Source organism: Variovorax ureilyticus (assembly GCF_050632185.1).
Taxonomy (GTDB): domain Bacteria; phylum Pseudomonadota; class Gammaproteobacteria; order Burkholderiales; family Burkholderiaceae_C; genus Variovorax; species Variovorax ureilyticus_A.
The window spans coordinates 1,786,003-1,810,574 of sequence record NZ_CP192579.1 but is presented as its reverse complement, the minus strand read 5'-3'; the positions used below and the strand labels follow the sequence as shown (position 1 = coordinate 1,810,574).

The following is a 24,572-nucleotide window of genomic DNA, read 5'->3' as shown; positions in this document are numbered from 1 at the left end:
GTTAACCAAAGAGCCGCGTGACGTCGTTGAAGAGTGCGATCGACATCATGACCAGCAGCAACGCGACACCACCGCGTTGAAGCCGTTCCATCCATGCGTCGGAGACTCCCCTGCCGGTCAGGCCCTCCCAAAGATAATACATCAGGTGTCCTCCATCGAGGACCGGCAACGGCATCAGGTTCAGCACGCCGAGACTCACGCTGATCAGAGCGAGAAAGACCAGGTACTGAGTCAATCCGAGGCTTGCGGATTTTCCGGCGTAGTCGGCGATCGTCAGGGGGCCGCTCAGGTTCTTGAGCGACGCTTCGCCGACAACCATCTTGGCCATCATGCGCACCGTCAGCGCCGAGACCTCCCAGGTGCGGACAACACCGTTCCGGAATCCCTCCACCACGCCCTGCCTGACCAGAACCATCTCGGGCGGCGCACCCACGTAGGCGCCGATGCGGCCGACCTTCGTGGCGCCCTCATCGCGCACTTCGGGCACGACGTCGATCCTGACCAGCTGCCCACGGCGCTCGATCTGCCAGGTCTGGCTGCGCGGTTGATTGCCGTCGACCGACGCGCGAATGACTTCGCGCAACTGCTGGCCATCGACGATCGCAACGCCACCGACGGCGCGCACGATATCGCCCGCATGCAGACCGGCACGCTCGGCCGCACTCTTCGGCATCACTTCGCCGATCTCGGGGCGCGTCAGCGGCGCGACGACGCCGATCTTCCTGAACATCTGCGCGTCGGCATCCTTGGCCTCGACGCGGCTCAGGGGCAGCACGAGTTCCCGCGCGGGACGTCCGCCCTCGCCTGCGATCTCCAGCGTCAGGTCGCGCCGGTCGAGCGCGCCTCGCGTGATGCGCCAGCGCAGATCCTCGAAGGACCGGACGCTTTCCAGGTCGCCATCGAAGCCCGCTCGCGTGACATGCTCGCCACCGCGCAGACCGGCTGTCTCCGCGAGGGACGCCACGGCCGGTCGCGCGAGCTTCGCGACCGGCTCCTGCACGCCGATCCAGTTGACCAGCGTGTACAGAAACACCGCCAGCAGCAGGTTGGCCAACGGGCCGGCAGCGACGATCGCAGCGCGGGCACGCAGAGGCTGCGTGTTGAACGCGCGATGCCGCTCCTCGGGCGCAACCGGGGCTTCACGCTCGTCGAGCATCTTGACATAGCCGCCGATCGGGAACGCGCCAATGACGAACTCGGTGTCCTGCCCCGGATGCTGGCGCTTCGGCTTCCAACGATAGAGGGTCGGTCCGAAACCGATCGAGAACCGCAGCACCTTCACGCCGCAGGCGACGGCCACGCGGTAGTGACCGTATTCGTGCACCGCGATCAAGAGGCCCAGTGCAACGATGAAGGCGACGACTGTGAGCATCGGGTGTCCCTGAAATTGGATGACGTCAGGCCGCGAAACGCAGCGCAGCAGCGTTGGCCGCGGCTCGGGCGGTCGCGTCGAGCGCAAGAAGGTCCCCGAGCGACTGCGGCTTGGAGGGATGCACCACCTCCAAAGTTTCCATGTTGACCGCGTGGATCCGGTCGAAGCGCAACCTGCGATCGAGGAATGCCTCGACGGCGACTTCGTTGGCTGCGTTCAGGACCGCCGTGGTTCCGGGCGCAGCGCGCAATGCCTGCCAGGCGAGTTCGAGCCCGGGAAAGAGTTCCGCGTTGGGGGAGTCGAAGGTAAGCGCGGCCATCTGGCGAAAATCGAGCCGGCTCGCGCCACTCTCGATCCGTTCGGGCCATGAGAGTCCCACCGCGATGGGCACGCGCATGTCGGGCGTGCCCAGTTGCGCAATCACGGACGAATCGGTGAACTGGACCATCGAGTGCACCACGCTCTGCGGATGGATCACCACCTCGATCTGCTCCGGCTGCACACCGAACAGATGGCGGGCCTCGATGACCTCGAGCGCCTTGTTCATCATGGTCGCGGAGTCCACCGAAATCTTGCGGCCCATCACCCAGTTGGGATGGGCGCACGCCTCCTCCGGCGTCACGCTCGTCAGCGACGCGGGCAAGCGGGTGCGGAATGGCCCGCCGGACGCGGTGAGGATGATCTTGTCGATCCGCCGCGCCCAGGTCGACGGGTCCTCCGGAAGCGACTGGAAGATCGCCGAGTGCTCGCTGTCGATGGGCAGCAGGGTCGCGCCGCCAGCGCGCACCGTGTTCATGAACAGGTCGCCGCCGACCACCAATGCCTCCTTGTTCGCGAGCAGCAGACGCTTGCCGGCACGGGCGGCAGCCAGGCAAGGACCCAGGCCGGCCGCACCGACGATGGCAGCCATCACCACATCGGTTTCCTCGTGCGAGGCGATGGATTCGAGGGCGCCGGCGCCCATCAGAACGCGCGTCGGCAGACCGTTCCGGGCCAGCTTTTCGGCGAGCAGCTCCGCGTGCGGCGTGCTCGCCATCACGGCGAACCTGGGCGAAAAGCGTGCGCATTGCGCGAGCATCTCGTCGACCTTCGTGGCCGCGGAGAGTGCCAAGACCTCGAAACGGTCGGGATGGCGGGCGATGACATCGAGGGTGCTCACGCCGACGGACCCCGTCGATCCAAGCACCGTGACGCGCTGTTTGGTTGTGTTCACAGGAAAGCCAACATCATTGCAATGGGCAGCGTCGGAAGCAGCGCGTCGACCCGATCAAGTACGCCACCGTGCCCCGGCAGCAAGCCGCTGCTGTCCTTGGCGCCGGCACTGCGCTTGATCAGCGATTCGACCAAGTCCCCGACCACGCTCATCGCCGCCAGGAATATTACGCCGATCACGAGCAGCCACCACCCTCGGTGGGCGAGACGGGTGTACAGGCTCGCGACGCTGGACTGAAGGGCCGAATCGCTCCAGGCCCAGGCCAGGGCAAGAATGACCACGCCGGCCATGCCGCCCCAGACACCTTCCCAGCTCTTTCCGGGACTGATGGTCGGCGCAAGCTTGTTTCGCGTGAACTTGAGACCGAACGCCCGGCCCGAGAAATACGCGAAGACGTCCGCCACCCAGACCAGCACCAGGATGGAAAGAAGAAAGTTGATCCCGACGACCCGCGCCTGCACTGCCGCCAGCCATGCCACCCAGAGCGCCAGCTGTCCGCCGACGAGGCGCAGTCCTCTCGGAATGCGCGGCCATCCCGGCACCGCGGCGCGCAGCAACGCCGCGCCCCCGAGCACCCACCCGGCACTGGCCACGACCCACACCGCAAGCAAGGAGCTCTCGAGCAACCCCAGCCACCACGAGAGCGCACAAAGCACGGCAATCTCGGCGCCGAGAAACAGCGAGACGCGCGAACCGTAGCCATTGAGTCGCCCCCATTCCCAGCCGGCGGCGGCGATGAGCACCAGCATCACGCAGGCAAACGGGACGTGGGACGGATAGAAGAGCGCAGGCAGCAGGATCGCCAGCAGGACAACCGCGGTGATGATGCGTTGTCTGAGCATGCGCTCAAGCGGCTCGCTGGTCAGGACGTGCTGCTACCCGAACCTGTGCGGAGGTCTGGCCGAAGCGTCGCTCGCGTTTCTGGAAAGCAGCGATGGCCTCGTCCAGCGCGGCCTCATCGAACTCGGGCCACAGGCGATCGCTGAAGAACAGCTCGGCGTAGGCGCTTTGCCAGAGCAGGAAATTCGAAAGGCGTTGCTCGCCGCCCGTGCGGATGAACAGGTCGGGATCGGGAACGTGCGACAGGGCCATGGCCGCATCGAGGTTGGCCTCGGTGAGCGCTTCGCCCCGGGCAGCCAGCTGTGCCGCGGCGCGCGCGATATCCCATCGCCCGCCGTAGTTGAAGCACACATTGAGGACAAGGCGCGTGTTGTGCGCCGTGGCGGCCTCCGCCTGCACCGAGGCCTGCCGCGATCTTCTCGGACAAGCCACCGCGCTCGCCGACGAAGTGCAGCCGGACGCCATCCTGCACGAGCCTGGGCACCTCCCGCCCGAGGGCCACGACCATCAGGTCCATCAGTCCCGAAACCTCTTCGACCGGGCGATTCCAGTTTTCCGACGAGAACGCGAAGACGGTGAGCACCGAGACCCCGCGGGCAACGCACGCCTTCACGCACCGGCGCAAGGACTCGACGCCCTGCTTGTGCCCAGCGACGCGCGGCAGGAAGCGACGTGTCGCCCAACGGCCGTTCCCGTCCATGACGATCGCAATGTGATGGGGAACGGCGGGCGCTGCGCTCATCGTCAGACCGCCATGATCTCGGCTTCCTTCGCAACCACGAGGCGGTCGATTTCCGCGATGTGGCGATCGGTCACCTTCTGGATCTCGGCCTCGGCGCGCTTCTGGTCGTCTTCGGAGGCCAGCTTGTCCTTGACCAGCTTCTTGATCGCATCGTTGGCGTCACGGCGCAGGTTGCGCGTCGCGATCTTGGCGGCTTCGCCCTCGTTGCGAACGAGCTTGGTCATTTCCTTGCGGCGCTCCTCGCTCATGGGCGGCATCGGCACGCGGATCAGATCGCCCATCGATGCGGGGTTGAGGCCCAGGTCACTTTCGCGGATCGCCTTTTCGATCTTTGCGCCCATGCCCTTTTCCCAGGGCTGGACGCTGATCGTCCGGGAATCGATCAGCGAAACATTGGCCACCTGCGACAGCGGCACACTCGTGCCGTAGTAGTCGACGTGGATGGAATCGAGCAACTGCGGATTGGCACGCCCCGTACGGATCTTGGTCAGGTTGTGCTGGAACGCCGCCAGCGATTGGTTCATCTTGGCGTCCGTCGTGTTCCGGATATCTGCGATGGTCATATTCTTTCTCCGCTCAGGCATGCACCAGCGTGCCTTCGTCCTCGCCCGTGACGACACGCTTGAGCGCACCGTTCTTGAAGATCGAGAACACCTTGATCGGCAGGTTCTGGTCGCGGCACAGCGCGAAGGCCGTGGCGTCCATGATGCCGAGATTCTGCGCGATGGCCTCGTCGAAACTCAGGCGCGAATATCGGGTCGCGCTCGGGTCTTTCTTGGGGTCCGCCGTATAGACGCCATCGACCTTGGTCGCCTTCAGCACCAGTTCGGCGCCGATTTCGGCACCGCGCAAGGCCGCGGCGGTATCGGTGGTGAAGAACGGGTTGCCGGTTCCAGCGGCGAAGATCACCACCTTGCCTTCCTCCAGGTACTGGAGGGCCTTGGGACGGACGTAGGGTTCGACGACCTGCTCGATCGCGATCGCCGACATCACTCGGGCGATCAACCCCTGCTTGTTCATCGCATCCGCAAGCGCGAGCGCGTTCATGACGGTCGCGAGCATGCCCATGTAATCCGCCGTGGCGCGGTCCATGCCGACCGAGCCGCCCGCGACACCGCGAAAGATGTTGCCGCCGCCGATGACGACGGCGACCTCGACGCCCATGTTCACGACCTCGGCGACCTCACCGACCATGCGAACGATCGTCGCGCGGTTGATGCCGAATGCGTCGTCCCCCATCAACGCCTCTCCCGACAGCTTCAACAAGATTCGCTTGTGGGCTGGGCGGGTTTCTGGCATGGAGTGTTCCTTTGAAAGTTGGGCGCGTACGAGTGTATGACGTGGATTTGAAACAGCGGCGGCACGAGAATTCGCGCCGCCGCCGTGTGGCCGCGATTTAGGCGGCGGCGGCCTTCGCAGCGGCGACCTGGGCTGCCACTTCTGCCGCGAAGTCGTCGACCTTCTTCTCGATGCCTTCGCCGACCACATACAGCGTGAACGACTTGATCGTGGTGCTGGCAGCCTTGAGCATCTGCTCGACGGTCTGCTTGTCGTTCTTCACGAACGACTGGTTGTGCAGCGACACCTCCTTGAGGTACTTCTGCACGCTGCCTTCGACGCGCTTGGCGACGATATCGGCGGGCTGCGGCTGCTTGCCTGCCGCTTCGGCGGCCTTGCGGTCTTCTTCCGCCTTGCCGGCGGCGACAGCACGCTCCTTCTCGATCAGCTCGGCCGGCACATCGGCCGACGAGATCGCCACCGGCTTCATCGCAGCCACGTGCATCGCGACGTCCTTGGCGGCGGTCGCGTCACCCTCGAACTCGACCATCACGCCGATGCGGGTGCCGTGGAGGTACGACGCCAGCGCGCCGTTGCCGGCGAAGCGCTTGAAGCGACGGAACGTCATGTTCTCGCCGATCTTGCCGATGAGGCCCTTGCGGACGTCCTCGAGCGTAGGACCGAAGGTGTCCTGCTCGTACGGCAGCGCGCCGAGCGCGGCCAGGTCCGCGGGGTTGTGCTTGGCGACCAGCATGGCGGCGGCGTTGGCCAGGGCCAGGAAGCTGTCGTTCTTGGAGACGAAGTCGGTTTCGCAGTTGATCTCGACGATCGCGCCGACATCGCCTTCGGCATAGGCGGCGACCACGCCCTCGGCCGTGATGCGGCTCGAAGCCTTGCCAGCCTTGTTACCCAGCTTGATGCGCAGCAGCTCTTCGGCCTTTTCCATGTTGCCGTCGGCTTCGGTCAGCGCCTTCTTGCACTCCATCATCGGAGCGTCGGTCTTGGCGCGCAGCTCGGCGACCATGCTTGCGGTGATTGTTGCCATGTGTTTTCTCCGTTCGGTTTGTCAGTTGCCGCCCTGACGGGCGCCACGAAAATCAGATTAAAAAAGGGGCTTCGAGGCCCCTTCTTCAGGCTCGAACGAGCACGAATCAGGCGGATGCGCCCTCTTCGACCTCGACGAACTCATCGGCATTGCCTTCGGACACAGCCTTGACCACGTCGCTGACAGCGCTGGCGCGGCCTTCGATGATCGCATCGGCGATGCCACGGGCGTACAGAGTGACCGCCTTCGACGAGTCGTCGTTGCCCGGAATCACGTAGTCGATGCCTTCAGGGGAGTGATTGGAGTCCACGACGCCGATCAGCGGAATGCCCAGCTTCTTGGCTTCGGCCACCGCGATCTTGTGGAAGCCCACGTCGATCACGAAGATCGCGTCCGGCAGCGCGGTCATATCCTGGATGCCGCCGATGTCCTTCTCGAGCTTCTGGATTTCGCGCGTGAAGGTGAGCTGTTCCTTCTTGCTCAGACTGTCGAGACCGGCTTCGAGCTGGGCCTTCATGTCCTTCAGGCGCTTGATCGAGGTCTTGACGGTCTTGAAGTTCGTCAGCATGCCGCCGAGCCAGCGGGTGTCGACGTAGGGAACGCCGGCGCGGCGCGCCTCGGCCGCGACGATTTCGCGGGCCTGGCGCTTGGTGCCGACCATGAGGATGGTGCCGCGATTGGCGGTGAGCTGCTTGGCGTACTTCATCGCTTCCTGGAACATCGGGAGCGACTTTTCCAGGTTGATGATGTGAATCTTGTTGCGGTGACCGAAGATGTACGGGGCCATCTTGGGGTTCCAGAAGCGGGTCTGATGTCCGAAATGGACGCCGGCTTCCAGCATTTCGCGCATGGTGGTCGACATAGAGATAACTCCAAAGGTTGGGTCTAAAATCCAGCCCGTTTTGTGCGCCGCTCATCCATGGATATCCAACGGAATTGAGGCATCACAACACCTTGATTGGGCTGGTTTGCGGATGCGCTTCACTTCGGGACCCTGGGAAAACACCAGGAAACGCGAGTAAAAGTACCCGGAGCGAAACCCAAAGAGTATAGCACGCACCCTATCCCTCCCAGCCGCCATCCCTTCCCATGCGCCCCGACCTGCACGCCGCCCGCCTCGCCCTGATGACGGGCGCTTCCGACGCACGCACTGAAATGGAGCATTCCATCGCCACGGCCGGGTCGGTCGCCTGCGAGCACGTCTTCACGCGCAAGCTGTTCGACGATGCCCGGCGCGAGGCCGCGGCCGCCCGGGCCCGGCAGCCCTTGGCCGGGCTTGCCTTCACCGTCAAGGATCTTTTCGACGTCGCGGGCCAGCCGACACCAGCCGGCTCGGCCGTGCTCTCCCACGCACCGGCGGCGAAGGCCGATGCGGTCGCGGTCGCCCGCCTTCGGGCTGCCGGGGGCGCGCTTCTCGGCCGGACGAACATGACCGAGTTCGCCTTTTCGGGCGTCGGGATCAATCCGCATCACGGAACACCGGCAAGCCCGAGCGATCCCGGCACGCCGCGGATTCCGGGCGGATCGTCCTCCGGCGCAGCCGTGTCCGTCGCCACAGGTGCCGCGTTCATCGGGCTGGGCTCGGACACCGGCGGCTCGATCCGGATTCCCGCCGCGCTCAATGGGATCGTCGGTTTCAAGAACACCGCCCGACTCGTTCCCAACGACGGCGCGCTTCCGCTGTCGACCACCCTCGACACGGTTTGCGCGATGACTCGGTCCGTCCGCGACGCGATCACTGCGCACGAGATCCTCTCGAATCGCCGCGTCACCGCCGGAAATGCATCCCTGGCAACGTACCGGTTCGCGGTTTCCAGGGACCTCTTCCAGAACGAAATGGACGCCGCCGTGGCCGGCGCCTTCGATCGGACCCTCCGCACGCTGCGCAACGCCGGGGCGCAGATCACCGAAATCAGCTTGCCGGCGCTCGCGGATCTGCCGTCGATCAACGCGACCGGTGGCTTCTCCGCCGCCGAGTCCTACGCCCGGCACCGCCATCTGCTCGAGCGCAGCGGCGCGGGTTACGACCCGCGGGTCGCGCAGCGCATCCTCAAGGGCGCGACGATGAAGGCGCACGAGTACATCGACCTCTGCCACGCCCGGCGGGACTGGATCGCCCGCATGGAGCAGGCGCTGACGCCCTTCGACGCGGTGCTGTCGCCGACCGTGCCGATCACCGCCCCGACCATCGCCAGCGTCGCGCCCGGACCCGAGCGTGACGACGAATTCTTCCGCGTCAATGCGCTGCTTCTGCGCAACCCTTCCGTCGTCAACATGCTCGACGGTTGCGCGATCTCGATCCCCTGCCACGCCACGGGTGAGTTGCCGGTCGGCCTGATGATCTGGCACGCCGCGCTTCGCGACGACGGGGTGCTGGCCGCCGCGCTGCAGGCCGAACGCGCGCTCGGCAGCCGGTGATCCGGCCCCGAGACCGGCCCTGGGCGTCGAATCAATATCAACAAAGTACCGAATGAAAGTAGCGATCGTGGGAGCCGGCATCATCGGCGTCACCACTGCATGGGAGCTGGCCTCCGACGGACACGAAGTCGTCGTCTTCGACCGACGTGGCGCGGCAGCCGAGGAATCGAGCTTTGCGAATGCCGGGGTCGTGGCGCCGGGATACGTCACCCCCTGGGCCGCTCCCGGCATGCGCGGCAAGGTGCTTCGCTCCCTCTTGTCCACGCACGGCGCGGTCAAATTGCGCTGGCCGCTGTCCATGCGCGACGTGCGCTGGATGGCCCACTGGCAGCGCGCGTGCAAGCTCGAGACCTACCTGGCCAACCGCGCACGACTGCAACGGCTCGCCTTCTACAGCCGCACCCGCCTCCACGCGATCACCGAGGCTTGCGAGCTCGACTACGAGCGCAGCGACGGCTATCTGGTGCTCCTGCGCTCCAAACGTGAGAAGAAGCTGGTCCAGGCCGGCCTCGAGGTGCTGCACGCCGCCGGAACCAAGTTTCAGGAAATTGATGCCGACGAAGCCCGCAAGATCGAGCCGGCGCTGAATGCGGACACCTCGCTCGCGGGCGCCATCTACCTGCCGGACGACGAAGTGGCCAACTGCCGGCAGTTCGCGCAACTGCTCAAGTGGGAAGCCGAGGCACTGGGCGCACAGTTCCATTTCAACTGCGACCTGGCGCCGCTGAAGCGCTCGGCCCCCACCGAGCTCTCGCTCGCGGCCGGCTCCGAGAGCCATCGTTTCGACGCGGTGGTGGTCTGCGCCGGCGTGGCCTCGGCGGACCTGATCAGGCCGCTGGGATTGCGCCTGCCCCTGGCCCCGGTCTACGGTCATTCAATCAGCGCCAACATCCGCGAGCCGCTCAATGCGCCGCGTAGCGCGGTCATGGACGAGCGGTACATGGTCGCGATTTCCAGGCTCGGCCTTCGCGTGCGGGTTGCGGGAAGCGCCGAGATCGGCGGCTCGCCCGGGACGATCAATCCGGATTCGCTGCGAACGCTCTACAAGGTGCTGCAGGACTGGTTTCCCGGCGCGGTGACGCTCCGCTCGGGGGTCCAGCAATGGAAAGGCGCGCGGCCGATGCTGCCGGACGGCCCGCCGATCATCGGCCCCAGCGGTGCGCCGGGTGTCTGGCTCAACCTCGGGCACGGATCGAGCGGATGGGCACTCTCCTGCGGCAGCGCGCGGGTCCTGGCGGACCTCATGCAGGGTCGCGACCCCGGCATCGATCTCGAAGGCTTCGGCCTGGAGCGCCTGCTGCAACATTGACCCGGGAGGACCGCCGCATGCTTCGAATCACATCCGCCACCGCCGCCGATCTGTTCGACATCGCCGCTACGCGCCGGATCGAAGAAGCCGCGGCGAAGGCCCTCCCGCCGCACACGCTGATGCAGCGCGCAGGCCCGGCAGCGGCCCGGCTCGCAATGGCACTGGCACCGCATGCGCGCCTCGTCTGGGTTGCCTGCGGTCCCGGCAACAACGGCGGCGACGGCTTCGAGGCCGCGTCACAGCTTCAGCGGCGCGGCTTCAAGACGGTCGTCACGCGAATCGGCGAGGACGACCGGTTACCTGCCGATGCACACGCCTCGCTCCAGCGTGCGCGCGAAGCGGGGGTGGCGTTTGCCGAAGCACCGCCCGCGAACTGCGACCTCGCGCTGGATGCGCTGCTCGGCATCGGCGCCGCACGGCCGCCATCCGGCCTGATGCTCGACTGGCTTCGCAAGATGAGCGACGGCGCCGCGCCGGTGCTCGGCATCGATACGCCGTCGGGGCTCGATGCGGACACCGGCGGCTTGTCCGCCAACTACCTGCAAGCCGATGTCGGACAGCATCGTCGCGTGTGCCTGAGCCTGCTGACGCTGAAGCCAGGACTTTTCACCGCCCAGGGCCGCGATGCCGCCGGCGACGTGTGGTTCGACGACCTGGGCATTGCGGACATCACGGAGCCCCCTGTCGCCAGGCTGACGGGCGCCCCCGTCATCCCGCAACGGCGGCACGCCTCGCACAAGGGAAGCTACGGCGATGTCGCGGTGATCGGCGGGGCGCCCGGAATGGCGGGCGCTGCGCTGCTCGCCGGCTCTGCGGCTCTGCATGCGGGCGCGGGGCGGGTCTTTGTCGCGCCGCTCGATCGGGATGCGCTACCACTGGACCCGGTGCGTCCCGAACTCATGTTCCGCCGGCCCGACACGCTTGACCTCGCCGACATGACGGTGGTCAGCGGATGCGGCGGCGGCACGGCAGTGGGCGAACTGCTGCCGCACATCCTCCAGGCCGCCGGAGCGCTGGTTCTCGATGCGGACGCGCTGAACTGCATTGCGACAGCTCCTGCCCTGCAGGGCCTGCTGGTTGCGCGCGCTTCATCCAGCCGGCCCACGGTCCTGACGCCGCACCCGCTCGAAGCGGCTCGGCTTCTGGGCTCGAACGCCGGAGAAGTCCAGCGCGACCGGCTCGCCGCGGCGCGTGAACTCGCCGCACGATTCGGCGCGATCGTCGTACTCAAGGGTCGGGCACCGTGATCGCCGGGCCGAACGAGATCCCGGTAATCAACCCGACCGGCAACGCGCGGTTGGCGACAGCGGGCACCGGCGACGTTCTCGCCGGCATGGTGGGCGCGGCGCTCGCCACCGGCCATCCGCCAATGACGGCGACGTGCGGCGCCATCTGGCGCCACGGACACCTGGCGGACCGCTGGCCATCCGGGGTTCCGCTCACGGCGGGCGCGCTCGCCGCCGGTAGCCCGCCACCCCTCTGAACAGCGTCAGCCGCGGCCCACGAAGGGCATCTTGGTCGCCATCACCGTGTGGAAGAGCACGTTGGCATCCAGCGGCAGGTTGGCCATGTAGAGCACCGACTGCCCGACGATCGACACATCCATGGTCGGCTCGATGGCGATCTCGCCGCTGGCCTGCGGGACCCCTTGGTCATGCGCGCGGCCAATTCGGTCAGGGCATTGCCCACGTCGATCTGGCCGACGGCGATGTCGTGCTTGCGGCCATCGAGCGAAGCCGTCTTGGTCAGGCCTTCCACCGCGTGCTTGGTGGCCGTATAGGCGATCGAATTCGGCCGCGGCGTCGTGGCCGAGATCGAGCCGTTGTTGATGATGCGTCCGCCGCGCGGCGTCTGCCCACGCATCGTGCGGAACGCCTGCTGGATGCAATAGAACATCCCGTTCAGGTTGATGTCCACGACCCCTCGCCATTGCTCCGGCGTCCAGTCCTCGAACGGACCCGGGGGTTGCCCACGCCGGCGTTGTTGAAGAGGAGATCGACACGGCCGAAGCGCTCCACCGCCGCCGCGAACAACGCCTGCACGGATTCGGGATTGGCGACGTCCGTGGGCACCGCGAAGGCTCGCGCACCTGTGCCTGATTCCTCGGCCACCTGCTCCAGCGGCTCAAGGCGCCGTCCGGCCAGCACGACGCTCCATCCGTCGCCCAGCAGGGCCAGTGCCGCCGCCTTGCCAATGCCGGTCCCCGCGCCCGTGACGATCGCGATTCGGCTCCTCTTTTCAACGCTCATTCATATCTCCTTGGGTCAACGGCGCGCCTTGCGCCCTTTCATCTTGTTGGCCGCCTTCTTCACCGCGGTCTTGAAGGCCTGTATCGCCGACTTTGGCGCGTGTTCGCTTCGGTCGGCCGCCTCGGGCTTCTTGCGCGCGCTGCGCTTGGCGGAGGCCTTCGCGGGCACGCCGCTCGGCGCCAGCCCCTTGTCCTTCATCGCGCGCGCCCCGAGTTCCTCGCCTTCGCGCACGAGTCGGAAGTCGATCCTGCGGCCGTCGAGGTCCACACGGCTGACCTGCACACGCACGCGCGTTCCGATGGCGTAGCGAATCCCCGTGCGTTCGCCGCGCAGCTCCTGGCGCTGCTCGTCGAACTTGAAGTACTCGCCACCCAGTTCGGTGATGTGCACGAGGCCTTCGACGTACATCGCATCGAGCGTGACGAAGATGCCGAAGGTGGTGGCCGCGGTCACCACGCCGCCGTACTCCTCGCCCAGGTGCTCGCGCATGTACTTGCACTTCAGCCAGGCTTCCACATCGCGACTGGCTTCATCGGCACGACGCTCGTTGGCGCTGCAGTGCAGGCCGGCGGCTTCCCAGGCCTGCACTTCCTTGCTCGGTGCGACGCTGGCCTTCTGCGGCTTGGCGCTCGGCGATTTCACGCGCGAAGCCGGGCGCTTCGCGAGCTTGGCGTGCGCTTCACCCGGTGTCGGCAGCATCGGCAACTGGTACTTGGTCTTGCCGAGGATCGCCTTGATCACGCGATGGACCAGCAGGTCCGGATAGCGCCGGATCGGGCTCGTGAAATGCGTGTAGGCCTCGTAAGCGAGGCCGAAGTGACCGCTGTTGATGGGCGTGTAGATCGCCTGCTGCATCGAGCGCAGCAGCATGGTGTGGATCTGCTGCGCATCGGGCCGCTCCTTGGTCGCGTCGGCAATCGCCTGGAACTCGCCGGGCTTCGGATCGTCGGTGATCGAGAGCCCGACGCCCATCGCCTTGAGATAGCCGCGCAGGATCTCCTTCTTCTCCGGCGTCGGACCTTCGTGCACGCGAAACAGGCCCGGATGCTTGCCTTCGGCGATGAAGTCGGCGCTGCAGACGTTGGCCGCGAGCATGGCTTCCTCGATCAGGCGGTGCGCCTCGTTGCGCGTACGGGGCACGATCTTCTCGATGCGGCCCGCCTCGTCGCAGATGATCTGCGTCTCGGTCGTCTCGAAGTCCACCGCACCGCGCTTCACGCGCTGACTCAGCAGCGCGCGATAGACGTCGTGCAGGTTCAAGAGGTCCTTGATGCGCTCCTTGCGCTTCTGGGCCTCCGGGCCGCGCGTGTTGCCGAGAATCGCAGCAACCTCGGTATAGGTGAAGCGCGCATGGCTCCACATCACTGCCGGGTAGAACTGATAGGCGTAGATATCGCCGTCGGCCGCCACGAGCATGTCGCACACCATGCAAAGGCGCTCGACCTCGGGGTTGAGCGAGCACAACCCGTTCGACAGCTTTTCCGGCAGCATCGGGATCACGCGGCGCGGGAAGTACACGCTGGTCGCGCGGTCGTAGGCGTCGACGTCGATGGCCGAACCCGTCTGCACGTAGGCGCTGACGTCCGCGATCGCGACGAGCAATCGCCAGCCCTTGCCGCGACCGACCTTGGCCGGCTCGCAATACACCGCGTCGTCGAAATCGCGCGCGTCCTCGCCGTCGATGGTGACCAGCGCAATGTCGGTCAGGTCGATGCGCCCCTTCTTGTCGGCGGGCCGGACCTTGTCGGGCAGCGCCTTCGCTTCCGCGAGACACGCTTCGGAAAACTCGTGCGGCACGCCGTACTTGCGAACCGCGATCTCGATCTCCATGCCCGGGTCGTCGATCTCGCCGAGCACTTCCTTCACGCGGCCCACCGGTTGCCCGAAGAGCGCGGGCGGCTCCGTGAGCTGAACGACCACGACCTGGCCCACCTTCGCGGTGCCGGTCGCCCCCTTGGGGATCAGAACGTCCTGGCCGTAGCGCTTGTCCTCGGGCGCCACGAGCCACACACCGCCTTCGTGCAGAAGGCGGCCGATGATGGGCTGCTCGGGCCGCTCGAGGATTTCGACCACGCGCCCCTCCGGTCGACCGCGGCGATCGAGCCGCACGACGCGCGCCTTGACGCGGTCCTTGTGCAGCACCGCGCGCATCTCGTTCGGGGGCAGATAGATGTCGGCTTCACCGTCGTCGCGTTGCACGAAACCGTGTCCATCGCGATGTCCAAGAACCGTTCCTTCAAATTCATCCAGCAGTCCGCCGGAATGGCCAAAATTTTTGATATGATCTCCTTCTTTCCTGAAATTCAAAACATAACTGCTTCGGCAGATGTGTGGGCCCAGATGGCGGAATTGGTAGACGCACTAGTTTCAGGTACTAGCGAGTAACATCGTGGAGGTTCGAGTCCTCTTCTGGGCACCAAATTCAAATACACCCTTCCAGGGTTCTTCGATTCAAGCCACCGGTCTCCGGTGGCTTTTTCTTGGCCGAGTGCAGCATCAAATCGGTAGCGCGATCAGGTCGTGCCCCTCGGCACCCACGATGCGCGCGCGCGTGAACTCGCCGACCTTCAGCGTCTTGCTGATCTTCTCCGGCGGCAGAAGCCGCACGGTCCCGTCGATCTCCGGCGCATCGGCATAGCTGCGGCCGACACCGCCCTTGCGGCCCATGGCCGGCGCCGAATCCACAAGGACCTGCATCGTGGCGCCGATGCGTTTGCGCAGCTTGGCGATCGAGACGGCTTCCGCCACCTCCATGAAGCGGGCGCGACGCGCTTCACGTTCGGCCTCGGGCAGCATGCCTGGAATGTCGTTGGCAGCAGCACCGGCCACCGGGCTGTAGGCGAAGCATCCGGCACGATCGATCTCCGCCTCGCGGATGAAGTCGAGCAGGTGCTCGAACTCTTCCTCGGTCTCTCCCGGGAAGCCGGCGATGAAGGTGCTGCGAATCACCAGCTCAGGGCAGACCTCCCGCCAGCGTGCGATGCGCTCGAGGTTCTTCTCTCCGCTGGCCGGTCGCTTCATACGCCGCAGGACATCCGGGTGACTGTGCTGAAGCGGCACATCGAGGTACGGCAGGACCATACCCTCGGCCATCAACGGAATGATTTCGTCGACGCTGGGATAGGGGTACACATAGTGCAGCCGAACCCATGCACCGTACGGCGCGGCAATCTCGCCGAGCGTGCGCACAAGCTCGAGCATGCGCGTTTTCACCGGCTTGCCGTCCCAGAAGCCGGTCCGGTACTTCACGTCGACGCCGTAGGCCGACGTGTCCTGGCTGATCACGAGGAGCTCCTTGACCCCGCCTTCGAACAGCGCCTTGGCCTCCGACAGCACATCGCCGACGGGTCGCGACACGAGGTCGCCGCGCATCGACGGAATGATGCAGAAGGTGCAGCGGTGATTGCAGCCCTCGCTGATCTTGAGATAGGCGTAATGGCGCGGCGTGAGCTTCAGCCCGGCGACGCCGAAGGCCTGCGGCACCAGATCGATGAAGGGATCGTGCGGCTTGGGGAGATTCGCGTGCACCGCGTCCATCACTTCCTGGGTCGCATGCGGGCCGGTCACGGCGAGCACGCTCGGATGCATCTCGCGCACCAGGTTGCCGCCCTGATCGCCGGTCTTTGCGCCCAGGCAGCCGGTGACGATCACCCGGCCGTTCTCGGCGAGGGCTTCGCCGATCGTGTCGAGGCTTTCCTTGACGGCATCGTCGATGAAGCCGCAGGTGTTCACGATGACGAGGTCGGCGCCTTCGAAGGTCTTCGAGGTCTGGTAGCCCTCGGCGCTCAGTTGGGTCAGGATCAGTTCGGAATCCGTCAGGGCCTTGGGGCAGCCAAGGCTCACAAAGCCGATCTTTGGGGTCGTCGGCTCAATCGTTCTATCGGGGGAGGCTACTTCGCTCATATCCCCATATTGTCCCAGCTATCGGCCGGCACACGGCGTTCAGGGGCGCTTGATGCCAAAAGCGCCCAGGACCTGCTCGGTGTTCTTCTGCATCTGCTCCTGCATCTGCAGGAAAACATTCTTGGACTGCTCCACGTAGTTGCCCATCAGCCCCTGCAGGACCGGCGACTGCAGCGTCATGAAGCGGGCCCACATTTCGGGCGTCAGGCTCTCGGCCTTTTCCGCGAGCTGGGCCTGCACCTCGGCCATGGCCTGGATGTTCTTCTCCAGATAGGGCCCCATGTAGCTCTGCATCGCATGCCCGTAGAACCGGATGATGCTCGCGAGAACCTGCTCGGTGAACATCGGCGCTCCGCCGGCTTCTTCCTCGAGGATCACCTGGAGCAGGATGCTGCGCGTGAGATCGTCGCCGCTCTTGGCGTCGCGCACGACGAACGACTCCTTGTTCATGACAAGCTGCTTCACCTCGGCGAGCGTGATGTAGCTGGAGGTTTCCGTGTCGTAGAGCCTTCGGTTCGGATACTTCTTGATCACCCGCTGGACCGGCTTGGCACCGGACTTCTTGCTCTGCACTAGGGACTCCTTCGAATTTCGCATCATGGCGTGCAAACGATTCTAGGGAGCGGCCATGTTGCGCCGCGCCAAGGTTTACCCTGACCGAAAAGACCGCGTCAGTCCAGCGAAGTGGCGTACTCCGCGCCGCAAACCTTGCAGGTGCCGGTCTCGGGACGCTCCTCCGTCGCTTCTCGGTACTGGAGCGGGCTCTTGATGCCGTTGAATACCCAGCAGCGCGGGCAGTGCTCCTGTCCCGCAACCGGAAGATAGGCTCGCGCGCGCTGCTCTGCGCGCTCCCGAGTCACCGGTGTCCCCTGGCGAAGGGTGCGCGCCACTTCCTCAGCCGCCATGGTGCCGGCACGCCCATTGGCCCGATCGTTGAGCCCGTAGACCACCCGCGCGAACTCCAGCGGCGCCTGGCGTACGAGAGCCGCGATACGGAGTTCTTCTTGCGTTGGATCGATCTCGGCGGCGGGGGTGTTCATCTATTCCCTGGAGTCGAGTGCATTGAGGTGACAAGCAGGCAAGTTACCACAACCGACGCCGCAGCCGCCAGTCGCCCGAAGGCCATAGACCGACAAGCGATCGGGACCGGAAATCCGGAAAGGAATTCAGGAGCGAATTCCGGGGAATCGGGAGCAAGGAGATCTTGATCAGCTTAGCGTCTGGTGGTTAATCAGACTCGTGACCAAGTAAATTGGTAGGCGCGATTGGACTCGAACCAACGACCCCCACCATGTCAAGGTGGTGCTCTAACCAGCTGAGCTACGCGCCTGTGTGTATTCGAGAGATGAGAGTATAGCAGGCTTTTTCGAGCCTCTTTTCACCGACGTCGCACGGAACGCACACCGGTCACCGAGGCCACCACCGTGAGCACCTGCGCGAGCCGCCCGGCATCGGCGATCTCGATGGTGAAAGTCATCCACGCGGTCCCCTTGATGGACTGGGTCTGCACGCCGATCACGTTCATCTTCTCGCGTGCGAACACATCGGAGATATCGCGCAGAAGACCCTGCCGGTCTGCGGCTTCGATCGCGACGTCGACCGCGTAGACCGCGGCGCCATCGCCCTTCTGGGCCCCCCACTCGACATCGATCACGCGCTCCGCGTTCTGGCTCGCCATCGATCTGAAATTGCTGCAGGTGGCGCGATGGATGCTCACGCCGTGCCCCTTCGTCACGAAACCGCGGATCGCATCGGGCGGCGCGGGCTTGCAGCACTTGGCGAGCTGCGTCATGAGCGACGACACGCCGACCACCAGGACCCCACCGCGCCCGGCCTGTTCGCTGCCGCGCGCCTTCTTGATGACGACGCCGTCATCCGGGCCGGGCACCGGCTCGGGCGGGCGCAGCAGCATCTCGATGTTGCGCAGCGAAAACTCGTCCTTGCCGACCACTTCGAACAGGTTGTCCGCCGACTTGAAGCCGAGCTGCGACGCGAGGTCCTCCAGCTTGAGCGCCGTTTTTCCTTCGCGCTGCAGAAGCCTCTCGACCGCTTCGCGGCCGCGCGCCACCGTCTCATGCGTGATCTGTGCGTTGAACCACGCCCTGACCTTCGCGCGCGCCCGGTGGCTCGCCAGATAGCCCAGATCGGCATTGAGCCAGTCGCGCGAGGGACCGCCCTCCTTCGCCGCGATGATCTCGACCGTCTGGCCGTTCTGCAGCGGCGTGTTGAGCGGCACCATCACGCCATCGACGCGCGCGCCGCGGCAGCGATGGCCGAGGCTTGTGTGAACCGTGTAGGCGAAATCGACCGCCGTTGCGCCCTGCGGCAACTCGACGATCGCGGCATCAGGGGTCAGCACGTAGATGCGGTCGTCGAAGAGGCCCTGGCCCTGCTGGCCGCCGGACAGATCGCGCTCCCACGCCAGCAGTTGCCGGAGCACGGCGATCTTCGCGTCGTATTCGCCGGTCGCCCACACGCCTGCGTAGCCCTTCTGGCCGGCCTCCTTGTAGGCCCAATGCGCGGCCACGCCGTGCTCGGCATGGTCGTGCATTTCCTCGGTGCGGATCTGGATCTCGATCGGCTTGCCGGCGCGGCCGCCGATCACATCGCGCACGACGGTATGCAGCGACTGATAGCCGTTGGGCTTGGGCCGCGCAATGTAGTCGTCGAACTCGGCATCGATCGGCTGGAAGTGCGAGTGCACCCACGCGAGCGCCGCGTAGCAATCCTTGACGTCGCCCACGATCACGCGCAGCGCCATGATGTCGAACACCTGCTCGAAGTCGAGCGACTTGCCGCGCATCTTCTTGACGATGCTGTAGATGTTCTTGGGCCGCCCCTGCACCTTGGCCTTGATGCCTTCGGCGGCCAGTTCGCGCTCGAGGCGCATTCGCAACTGATCGACGTAGCTTTCGCGCTCGATGCGCTTCTCTTCGAGAAGACGTGCGATGAGCTTGTAGGTGTCAGGCTCGAGGAATCGGAACGAGAGGTCCTCGATCTCCCACTTCACCTGCCAGATGCCCAGGCGGTTCGCCAGCGGCGCAAAGACCTGCAGCGATTCGCGCGCGACGTTCTCCGGCGGGGGCTTCTTGGACGCCGCCGCATAGCGCAGCGTCTGGAGTCTGGATGCCAGCCGGAGCATGACCACGCGCAGATCGCGCGAAAAGGCCAGCAGCATCTTGCGCACGTTCTCCGTCTGCGTGCCCGCACCATCGTTCAGATGGACATTGGCCGTGGCCGAACGCGCCTGCTTCTGCACATACACCAGCTTGGTGGTCTCGACGGCGAGCGCGGCGAAGTTGTCGCCGAAGACCTTGGCGATGACTTCCTGCGGCCGGTTCAGGTGCTGGCACGAATAGACGAGATAGCTCGCCGCCTGCATCGCTTCGGAGCCGCCCATCGACGCGACGATGCGCGCGACCGCATCCGCGTGCGCCAACGTGTTCTCGCCGGTGTCCAGCGTCTCGTCGGCGATCAGCGGCTCGGCGAAGGCGCGAGCGCGCGCGAGCATGTTCTCCATCACCGGCGACCGCTCCGCCGTCGCGGCCGACAATGGATAGTCGACCACCATCGACTCCGGCGTGGAAGCCGCCTGCAGGTTGGATTGCTCGCGCTTCACAGTACCTGACGCCGGCAAATCGACCGCCTTGCCGACCGGCAAGCCTCACGGGGGCGTGATGAAAGGCAGGCGCGGTCATGTCGAAAGCGAAGTCGCGATGAAGATAATGGGGTCGTTGCATCCTACTTCAACCGGAGTTCACCATCATGCTCAAAGGCAAAACCGCGCTCGTTACGGGGTCCACCAGTGGCATCGGCCTTGGAATCGCCAAGGCGCTCGCACAGCAAGGCGCAAACATCGTGCTCAATGGTTTCGGGGATTCCGAACAGCCGCGCGCGGAAATCGCCGCACTGGGTGTCAAGGTCGAGTACCACGGCGCCGACATGAGCAAGCCCGACCAGATCGCGGACATGATGAAGTTCGCCGCCTCGCGCTTCGACCGCGTCGACGTGCTCGTGAACAACGCCGGCATCCAGCACGTCGCGAACGTCGAGGACTTCCCGCCGGAGCGCTGGGACGCGATCATCGCCATCAACCTCACGAGTGCGTTCCACACCACCCGCCTCGCCATCCCGGCGATGCGCCAGGCCAACTGGGGCCGGGTCATCAACATCGCCTCGGCGCACGGGCTGGTCGCCTCGGCGCAGAAGTCGGCCTACGTCGCGGCCAAGCACGGCATCGTCGGCTTCACGAAGACGGTCGCGCTCGAAACCGCGACCAGTGGCGTGACCTGCAACGCGATCTGCCCCGGCTGGGTGCTGACGCCGCTGGTGCAAAAGCAGATCGACGACCGCTCTGCGCGCGAAGGCATCGCGGTCGCGCAGGCCCAGAAGGAACTGCTCGGCGAAAAGCAGCCTTCGCTGCAATTCACCACCGTCGAGCAACTCGGCGGGCTCGCGGTGTTCCTGTGCTCGCCGGCCGCCGACCAGGTCCGCGGCGTCGCCCGGCAGGTCGACGGCGGCTGGACCGCCCAGTAAGCGGGCGCTTCGGTGTCCAGCTACTTCAGCTGGACCGATCCGGAGACGTTGACCACCACGCTGGTCTTGCCGGCTTCGATCGGCAGCGGCGCGTCGGCGGCCATCTTGGCCGCCTCCATCGCCATCACGCGCGGGCGGATGGGGCCGCCAAGGTGCGAGTTGACCGCCACCTCGCGCAGCGTGTAGCCGGCAAAGCCGAGCCGCTTGGCCAGTTCGTCGGCGCGCTGCTTGAAGTTGTCGATCGCCTGCCCCTGGGCTTCGGTTTCGGCCTTGGCCCGCTCTTCGCGGCTCAGGCTGAAGCCGACATTGCCGACGGTCAGGGTCGAAATCTTGCCCGCCGTCTGGGCGATGCGCGGGAAATCCCGGCCTTCGAGAATCAGCTCCGCCGTGCCCTGCCATCCGGTGAGCCTGCCCTCGCGGCTGCGGCGCGGCGACATCGTGAAGTTGCCGGTGTGCACGTCGAGCAGCCCCGGCTGCGCGCTCTTGCGCGCCTCGGCCAGCGCAACATCGAGCGCCGACTTGAGCTGCGCCTGCACGGCGCTCGCGTCGGCACCGTCGCGCGTCGTGGAAAGGGTCATGCTCAACTGGTCCTGCTGAACCTCCACCGTCGCGTCGGACGAAAGTTGCAGCACGTTCTGCGGCGGGGGTAGCGTGACGGCCTGCGACCAGGCCGCCGAAGCACCCGTCAGGACGGCGCAGGCCGCCAACCATTTGGCTTTGTTCAAACTGGATTCCTCGGAATGTGAAAGACGAGGCGCCCGCGCGGGGTGCCGTTCATGGGCGCTGCTTGCCCGGTACGAGCACCGCGCCCTTGAAGTCGGGCGCCGGAATCATCCGCTCGGGCGGCACGGATTCCGCCGAAGCCTGCTGTCGCACCTGCTGACGCAACTCGGCCAGCTCGGCGGGCGTCAGCCTGCGACCCGCGATCGCCTCGCCCTGCCCGGCCTCGGCACGGGTCGCCGCACGATGGGCTTCGACCGCAGCACGCAGGCTGCGTTGCTGATCGCCAGTGGAAATGAATCCGACAGGGCCCGCCGCCCAGGCAGAAGGGCCGAGCGAAGCGCAGACGACGACAAAGGACAGTGCGAATTTGTTGGATTTCATGACGACTGTGGGACAGCACAGCGCGACTTTGCCATCCCAAGGCAATGCGTGAACGCCCTACGCGCTAACGGCCGCAAGTTTTGTAACTTAGTGTCAAACAACTACCCAAAGCGACGCATCGGCATCGCAACGCCCTCAAAATTGGCGCTGTTACAAATTCACCGTTGTAAAAATGAATCAGACTCCAGCTCGCACTGACAAGATCGTGATCGTCGATGACGACGCCCGCATCCGCGACCTGCTGCGCCGCTACCTCACCCAGGAAGGATTCGAGGTCATCGTGGCGGAAGACGGCAAGGCATTGAACAGGATTCTGCTTCGCGACACGGTCGACCTGATCGTCCTCGACCTCATGATGCCCGGCGAAGACGGGCTCTCCGTCTGCCGCCGCCTGCGGGCCGCCAACGACCGCACGCCGATCATCATGCTGACCGCAAAGGGCGAGGACGTGGACCGCATCGTCGGCCTCGAGGTCGGCGCCGACGATTACCTCGGCAAGCCTTTCAACCCGCGCGAATTGCTGGCCCGCGTGCACGCGGTGCTGCGTCGCCGTCCGCCGCTCGAGGCCCCGGGGGCTCCGTCCACCGACAACGAGACCGTGAACTTCGGCCCGTTCAGCTTCGACCTCGGCTCGCGCACGCTGAAGAAGGACGGCGAGGAGCTCTCGCTGACCACCGGCGAATTCGCGATGCTGAAGGCGCTGGTGCGGCATCCGCGCCAGCCGCTGTCGCGCGAAAAGCTGGCCCAGCTCGCGCGCGGCCGCGAGTTCGAGCCTTTCGACCGCAGCCTGGACGTGCAGATCTCGCGCCTGCGCAAGCTGGTCGAATCCGACGCCGCGGCGCCGCGCTACATCCAGACGGTCTGGGGCGTCGGCTACGTGTTCGTGCCGGACGGCACCACATGACGCCCACCCCCGTTGCTTGCTCACTTCGTGTAGCCGCTTTCCCCTCCGGGGGCGCACCCGGCGGCCCGGCGAAGCCGGTTCCGCGGGTGCCCTGGACTTTGACCGCGCCAGGTTCATGAGCAGTGGTCGCGCACAGCATGATGGAGTACTGAACTCAAAATGGCCGTCACGCTCGGCTCCCAGACCACCCAGCCGAGCCCGCTCGAGGACAGCACCCAGGGGACGCTGCCGAGCCCGCTTGAAGGCATCGGGTCGCGCACACGCCGCACGCGGCTGCAGCTCGGCCTGAGCCTGTTCTGGCGGACCTTCTTCCTGCTGGTCCTGCTGCTCGTGGGCTGCACGGTCGCCTGGCTGCAGACCTTCCCGCGCGCTCGAATACGAGCCGCGCGCGATCCAGACCGCGCACCAGATCGCCTCGCTCGTGAACCTCACGCGCGCGGCGCTGGTGTATTCCGATGCCATCACCCGCGTCTCGCTCATCAAGACGCTCGCCGACCAGGAAGGTGTTCGCATCCTGCCGCGCGAACCGGGCGACCGCTTCCTGCCCTACACCAGCGGCGCGCTGGATCAACGGGTCACCGAGGAGCTGATCGCGCGGCTCGGCGAAGGCACGACCGTCGCCAGCCGCGTCAACGACGAACCGGGCCTCTGGATCGGCTTCACCATCGAGAGCGACACCTACTGGCTGCTGGTCGATCCGACCCGCTTCAGCCGCCTCGATCGGCGCACCTGGCTGATCTGGCTCGCGACCACGATGGCGCTGTCGCTCGCCGGCGCCGCATTGATCACCCGGCTCATCAACCGCCCGCTCAAGCAGCTGTCGCAGGCGACGATGCAGGTGCGCGAAGGCGAATACGAGGCGCATCGCCTCGACGAGCGCGCGCGCACCAACGAGATCCGCGCCGTGAACGTCGGCTTCAACCGCATGGCCGACCAGCTCGCCAAGATCGAGCAGGACCGCGCCGTGATGCTCGCCGGCATCTCGCACGACCTGCGAACCCCGCTCGCCCGGCTGCGGCTCGAGACCGAGATGAGCGTCGCCGACCCGGACGCGCGCGACCACATGGCCGCCGACATCGCGCAACTCGACGCGATCATCGACAAGTTCCTCGACTACGCGCGCCCCGACCATGTCGAGTTCAAGCCGGTGCTGCTGCGCGACGTGGTCGACGCCTGCGCCTACGCGGTGCAGGACCATGAGGACATCAAGATCACCGTCGATGTGCCCTCCGACCTGCGCGTGATGGCGGACGAAGTCGAGCTTCAGCGCGTGATCTCCAACCTGGTCGAAAACGCACGCCGCTACGGCAAGACGCCTTCGACCGGCGTCGCCGACGTCACGATCCAGGCACAGGCCCACAACGATGCGGTGCTGATCAAAGTGCGCGACCACGGGGCGGGCGTTGCGCCGGCCCTGCTGTCCCAATTGAGCAAGCCGTTCTTCCGCGGCGATGTGGCGCGCACCTCGGCGGCGGGTGCGGGTCTTGGCCTTTCGATCGTCACCAAGAACATCGAGCGCATGGGCGGCACTTTCGCGCTCACCAGCACGCCCGGCCGTGGTCTGGCTGCGCACATCCGCATGCCGCGCGCCGCTTCAGCGAAGGGCGATCCGTCTCAAGCCAAGGACAAGGAAAGGCAGCCGCAGCCACGCGCCTGACG

General features: G+C 65.9%; 18 protein-coding genes, 2 tRNA genes and 4 pseudogenes. 7 read left to right on the top strand and 17 right to left on the bottom strand.

The window, feature by feature from the left end:
* Nucleotide 1 precedes the first annotated feature (1 nt).
* The 8 genes and pseudogenes from rseP to rpsB form a co-directional block, all read right to left on the bottom strand.
* Nucleotides 2–1,372 carry an RIP metalloprotease RseP gene (rseP, locus tag ACQ858_RS08950; RefSeq protein WP_431276352.1) on the bottom strand — a complete coding sequence of 457 codons (1,371 nt, stop codon included), beginning with the start codon at nucleotides 1,370–1,372 and terminating at the stop codon, nucleotides 2–4.
* 25 nt (nucleotides 1,373–1,397) lie between these two features.
* A complete protein-coding gene (ispC, locus tag ACQ858_RS08945) occupies nucleotides 1,398–2,585 on the bottom strand; it encodes a 1-deoxy-D-xylulose-5-phosphate reductoisomerase (protein ID WP_431276351.1) in 1,188 nt (395 codons plus the stop codon).
* Nucleotides 2,582–3,427: a phosphatidate cytidylyltransferase gene (locus ACQ858_RS08940; protein WP_431276350.1), complete on the bottom strand. Its 846-nt coding sequence runs from the start codon at nucleotides 3,425–3,427 to the stop codon at nucleotides 2,582–2,584. The genes ispC and ACQ858_RS08940 overlap by 4 nt, the downstream gene beginning before the upstream one ends.
* Nucleotides 3,428–3,431: 4 nt before the next feature.
* Nucleotides 3,432–4,167: pseudogene (gene uppS / locus ACQ858_RS08935) on the bottom strand (polyprenyl diphosphate synthase).
* 2 nt (nucleotides 4,168–4,169) lie between these two features.
* On the bottom strand, nucleotides 4,170–4,730 hold the full coding sequence (gene frr, locus ACQ858_RS08930; protein WP_431276349.1) for a ribosome recycling factor: 561 nt from the start codon (nucleotides 4,728–4,730) through the stop codon (nucleotides 4,170–4,172).
* Nucleotides 4,731–4,743: 13 nt separating this feature from the next.
* Nucleotides 4,744–5,466: a UMP kinase gene (gene pyrH, locus ACQ858_RS08925; protein WP_431276348.1), complete on the bottom strand. Its 723-nt coding sequence runs from the start codon at nucleotides 5,464–5,466 to the stop codon at nucleotides 4,744–4,746.
* 97 nt (nucleotides 5,467–5,563) lie between these two features.
* Nucleotides 5,564–6,490: a translation elongation factor Ts gene (gene tsf, locus ACQ858_RS08920; RefSeq protein WP_431276347.1), complete on the bottom strand. Its 927-nt coding sequence runs from the start codon at nucleotides 6,488–6,490 to the stop codon at nucleotides 5,564–5,566.
* Nucleotides 6,491–6,596: 106 nt separating this feature from the next.
* Nucleotides 6,597–7,352, bottom strand: coding sequence for a 30S ribosomal protein S2 (rpsB, locus tag ACQ858_RS08915; protein WP_431276346.1), 756 nt, complete (start codon nucleotides 7,350–7,352; stop codon nucleotides 6,597–6,599).
* Between the two features lie 227 nt (nucleotides 7,353–7,579).
* On the opposite strand from rpsB, the gene ACQ858_RS08910 reads away from it, so the two are divergent.
* From ACQ858_RS08910 to ACQ858_RS08900, 3 genes and pseudogenes are all read left to right on the top strand, one after another.
* A complete protein-coding gene (locus tag ACQ858_RS08910) occupies nucleotides 7,580–8,908 on the top strand; it encodes an amidase (protein WP_431276345.1) in 1,329 nt (442 codons plus the stop codon).
* Nucleotides 8,909–8,960: 52 nt separating this feature from the next.
* Nucleotides 8,961–10,217 (top strand): D-amino acid dehydrogenase, encoded by a 1,257-nt coding sequence (locus ACQ858_RS08905; RefSeq protein WP_431276344.1) that lies wholly within the window; start codon nucleotides 8,961–8,963, stop codon nucleotides 10,215–10,217.
* A 17-nt stretch (nucleotides 10,218–10,234) separates the two neighbouring features.
* A pseudogene (locus ACQ858_RS08900) lies at nucleotides 10,235–11,700 on the top strand (NAD(P)H-hydrate dehydratase).
* A 6-nt stretch (nucleotides 11,701–11,706) separates the two neighbouring features.
* Here ACQ858_RS08900 and ACQ858_RS08895 read toward each other — a convergent pair.
* A pseudogene (locus tag ACQ858_RS08895) lies at nucleotides 11,707–12,466 on the bottom strand (SDR family oxidoreductase).
* Nucleotides 12,467–12,481: 15 nt separating this feature from the next.
* Nucleotides 12,482–14,719, bottom strand: coding sequence for a ribonuclease R (gene rnr / locus ACQ858_RS08890; RefSeq protein WP_431276822.1), 2,238 nt, complete (start codon nucleotides 14,717–14,719; stop codon nucleotides 12,482–12,484).
* 81 nt (nucleotides 14,720–14,800) lie between these two features.
* Between rnr and ACQ858_RS08885 the strand changes: the two genes are divergently transcribed.
* Nucleotides 14,801–14,885 (top strand) — tRNA-Leu (locus ACQ858_RS08885).
* A 77-nt stretch (nucleotides 14,886–14,962) separates the two neighbouring features.
* Here ACQ858_RS08885 and rimO read toward each other — a convergent pair.
* The 5 genes from rimO to ACQ858_RS08860 all read right to left on the bottom strand — a co-directional run bounded on the left by rimO (nucleotide 14,963) and on the right by ACQ858_RS08860 (nucleotide 19,940).
* The gene (gene rimO, locus ACQ858_RS08880; RefSeq protein ID WP_431276343.1) at nucleotides 14,963–16,369 is read right to left on the bottom strand and encodes a 30S ribosomal protein S12 methylthiotransferase RimO; all 1,407 of its coding nucleotides are present in this window, start codon (nucleotides 16,367–16,369) and stop codon (nucleotides 14,963–14,965) included.
* Nucleotides 16,370–16,408: 39 nt separating this feature from the next.
* Complete coding sequence (gene phaR / locus ACQ858_RS08875; protein WP_431276342.1) at nucleotides 16,409–16,969, bottom strand: polyhydroxyalkanoate synthesis repressor PhaR; 561 nt, start codon at nucleotides 16,967–16,969, stop codon at nucleotides 16,409–16,411.
* A 71-nt stretch (nucleotides 16,970–17,040) separates the two neighbouring features.
* Entirely contained in the window at nucleotides 17,041–17,409 is a 369-nt protein-coding gene (locus tag ACQ858_RS08870; protein WP_431276341.1) for a hypothetical protein, read from the bottom strand.
* A gap of 213 nt (nucleotides 17,410–17,622) precedes the next feature.
* Nucleotides 17,623–17,699: transfer RNA gene (locus tag ACQ858_RS08865), tRNA-Val, on the bottom strand.
* A gap of 48 nt (nucleotides 17,700–17,747) precedes the next feature.
* A complete protein-coding gene (locus tag ACQ858_RS08860) occupies nucleotides 17,748–19,940 on the bottom strand; it encodes a RelA/SpoT family protein (RefSeq protein WP_431276821.1) in 2,193 nt (730 codons plus the stop codon).
* A 194-nt stretch (nucleotides 19,941–20,134) separates the two neighbouring features.
* Here ACQ858_RS08860 and ACQ858_RS08855 point away from each other — a divergent pair, with 194 nt between their 5' ends.
* Nucleotides 20,135–20,905: a 3-hydroxybutyrate dehydrogenase gene (locus ACQ858_RS08855; RefSeq protein ID WP_431276340.1), complete on the top strand. Its 771-nt coding sequence runs from the start codon at nucleotides 20,135–20,137 to the stop codon at nucleotides 20,903–20,905.
* Between the two features lie 20 nt (nucleotides 20,906–20,925).
* Here ACQ858_RS08855 and ACQ858_RS08850 read toward each other — a convergent pair whose 3' ends face one another.
* On the bottom strand, nucleotides 20,926–21,630 hold the full coding sequence (locus ACQ858_RS08850; protein WP_431276339.1) for an SIMPL domain-containing protein: 705 nt from the start codon (nucleotides 21,628–21,630) through the stop codon (nucleotides 20,926–20,928).
* A 49-nt stretch (nucleotides 21,631–21,679) separates the two neighbouring features.
* Nucleotides 21,680–22,009 carry a hypothetical protein gene (locus ACQ858_RS08845; RefSeq protein ID WP_431276338.1) on the bottom strand — a complete coding sequence of 110 codons (330 nt, stop codon included), beginning with the start codon at nucleotides 22,007–22,009 and terminating at the stop codon, nucleotides 21,680–21,682.
* Nucleotides 22,010–22,181: 172 nt separating this feature from the next.
* On the opposite strand from ACQ858_RS08845, the gene ompR reads away from it, so the two are divergent.
* On the top strand, nucleotides 22,182–22,913 hold the full coding sequence (gene ompR, locus ACQ858_RS08840) for an osmolarity response regulator transcription factor OmpR (RefSeq protein ID WP_088956805.1): 732 nt from the start codon (nucleotides 22,182–22,184) through the stop codon (nucleotides 22,911–22,913).
* Nucleotides 22,914–23,072: 159 nt separating this feature from the next.
* Nucleotides 23,073–24,570, top strand: a pseudogene (locus ACQ858_RS08835) (ATP-binding protein).
* Nucleotides 24,571–24,572 lie beyond the last annotated feature (2 nt).

Coding starts and splice junctions, on each gene's coding strand:
- rseP (WP_431276352.1), bottom strand. CDS start 1,372: ATGCTCACAGTCGTCGCCTTCATCGTTGCACTGGGCCTCTTGATCGCG.
- ACQ858_RS08940 (WP_431276350.1), bottom strand. CDS start 3,427: ATGCTCAGACAACGCATCATCACCGCGGTTGTCCTGCTGGCGATCCTG.
- frr (WP_431276349.1), bottom strand. CDS start 4,730: ATGACCATCGCAGATATCCGGAACACGACGGACGCCAAGATGAACCAA.
- pyrH (WP_431276348.1), bottom strand. CDS start 5,466: ATGCCAGAAACCCGCCCAGCCCACAAGCGAATCTTGTTGAAGCTGTCG.
- tsf (WP_431276347.1), bottom strand. CDS start 6,490: ATGGCAACAATCACCGCAAGCATGGTCGCCGAGCTGCGCGCCAAGACC.
- rpsB (WP_431276346.1), bottom strand. CDS start 7,352: ATGTCGACCACCATGCGCGAAATGCTGGAAGCCGGCGTCCATTTCGGA.
- ACQ858_RS08910 (WP_431276345.1), top strand. CDS start 7,580: ATGCGCCCCGACCTGCACGCCGCCCGCCTCGCCCTGATGACGGGCGCT.
- ACQ858_RS08905 (WP_431276344.1), top strand. CDS start 8,961: ATGAAAGTAGCGATCGTGGGAGCCGGCATCATCGGCGTCACCACTGCA.
- rimO (WP_431276343.1), bottom strand. CDS start 16,369: ATGAGCGAAGTAGCCTCCCCCGATAGAACGATTGAGCCGACGACCCCA.
- phaR (WP_431276342.1), bottom strand. CDS start 16,969: ATGATGCGAAATTCGAAGGAGTCCCTAGTGCAGAGCAAGAAGTCCGGT.
- ACQ858_RS08870 (WP_431276341.1), bottom strand. CDS start 17,409: ATGAACACCCCCGCCGCCGAGATCGATCCAACGCAAGAAGAACTCCGT.
- ACQ858_RS08860 (WP_431276821.1), bottom strand. CDS start 19,940: ATGGTGGTCGACTATCCATTGTCGGCCGCGACGGCGGAGCGGTCGCCG.
- ACQ858_RS08855 (WP_431276340.1), top strand. CDS start 20,135: ATGCTCAAAGGCAAAACCGCGCTCGTTACGGGGTCCACCAGTGGCATC.
- ACQ858_RS08845 (WP_431276338.1), bottom strand. CDS start 22,009: ATGAAATCCAACAAATTCGCACTGTCCTTTGTCGTCGTCTGCGCTTCG.
- ompR (WP_088956805.1), top strand. CDS start 22,182: ATGAATCAGACTCCAGCTCGCACTGACAAGATCGTGATCGTCGATGAC.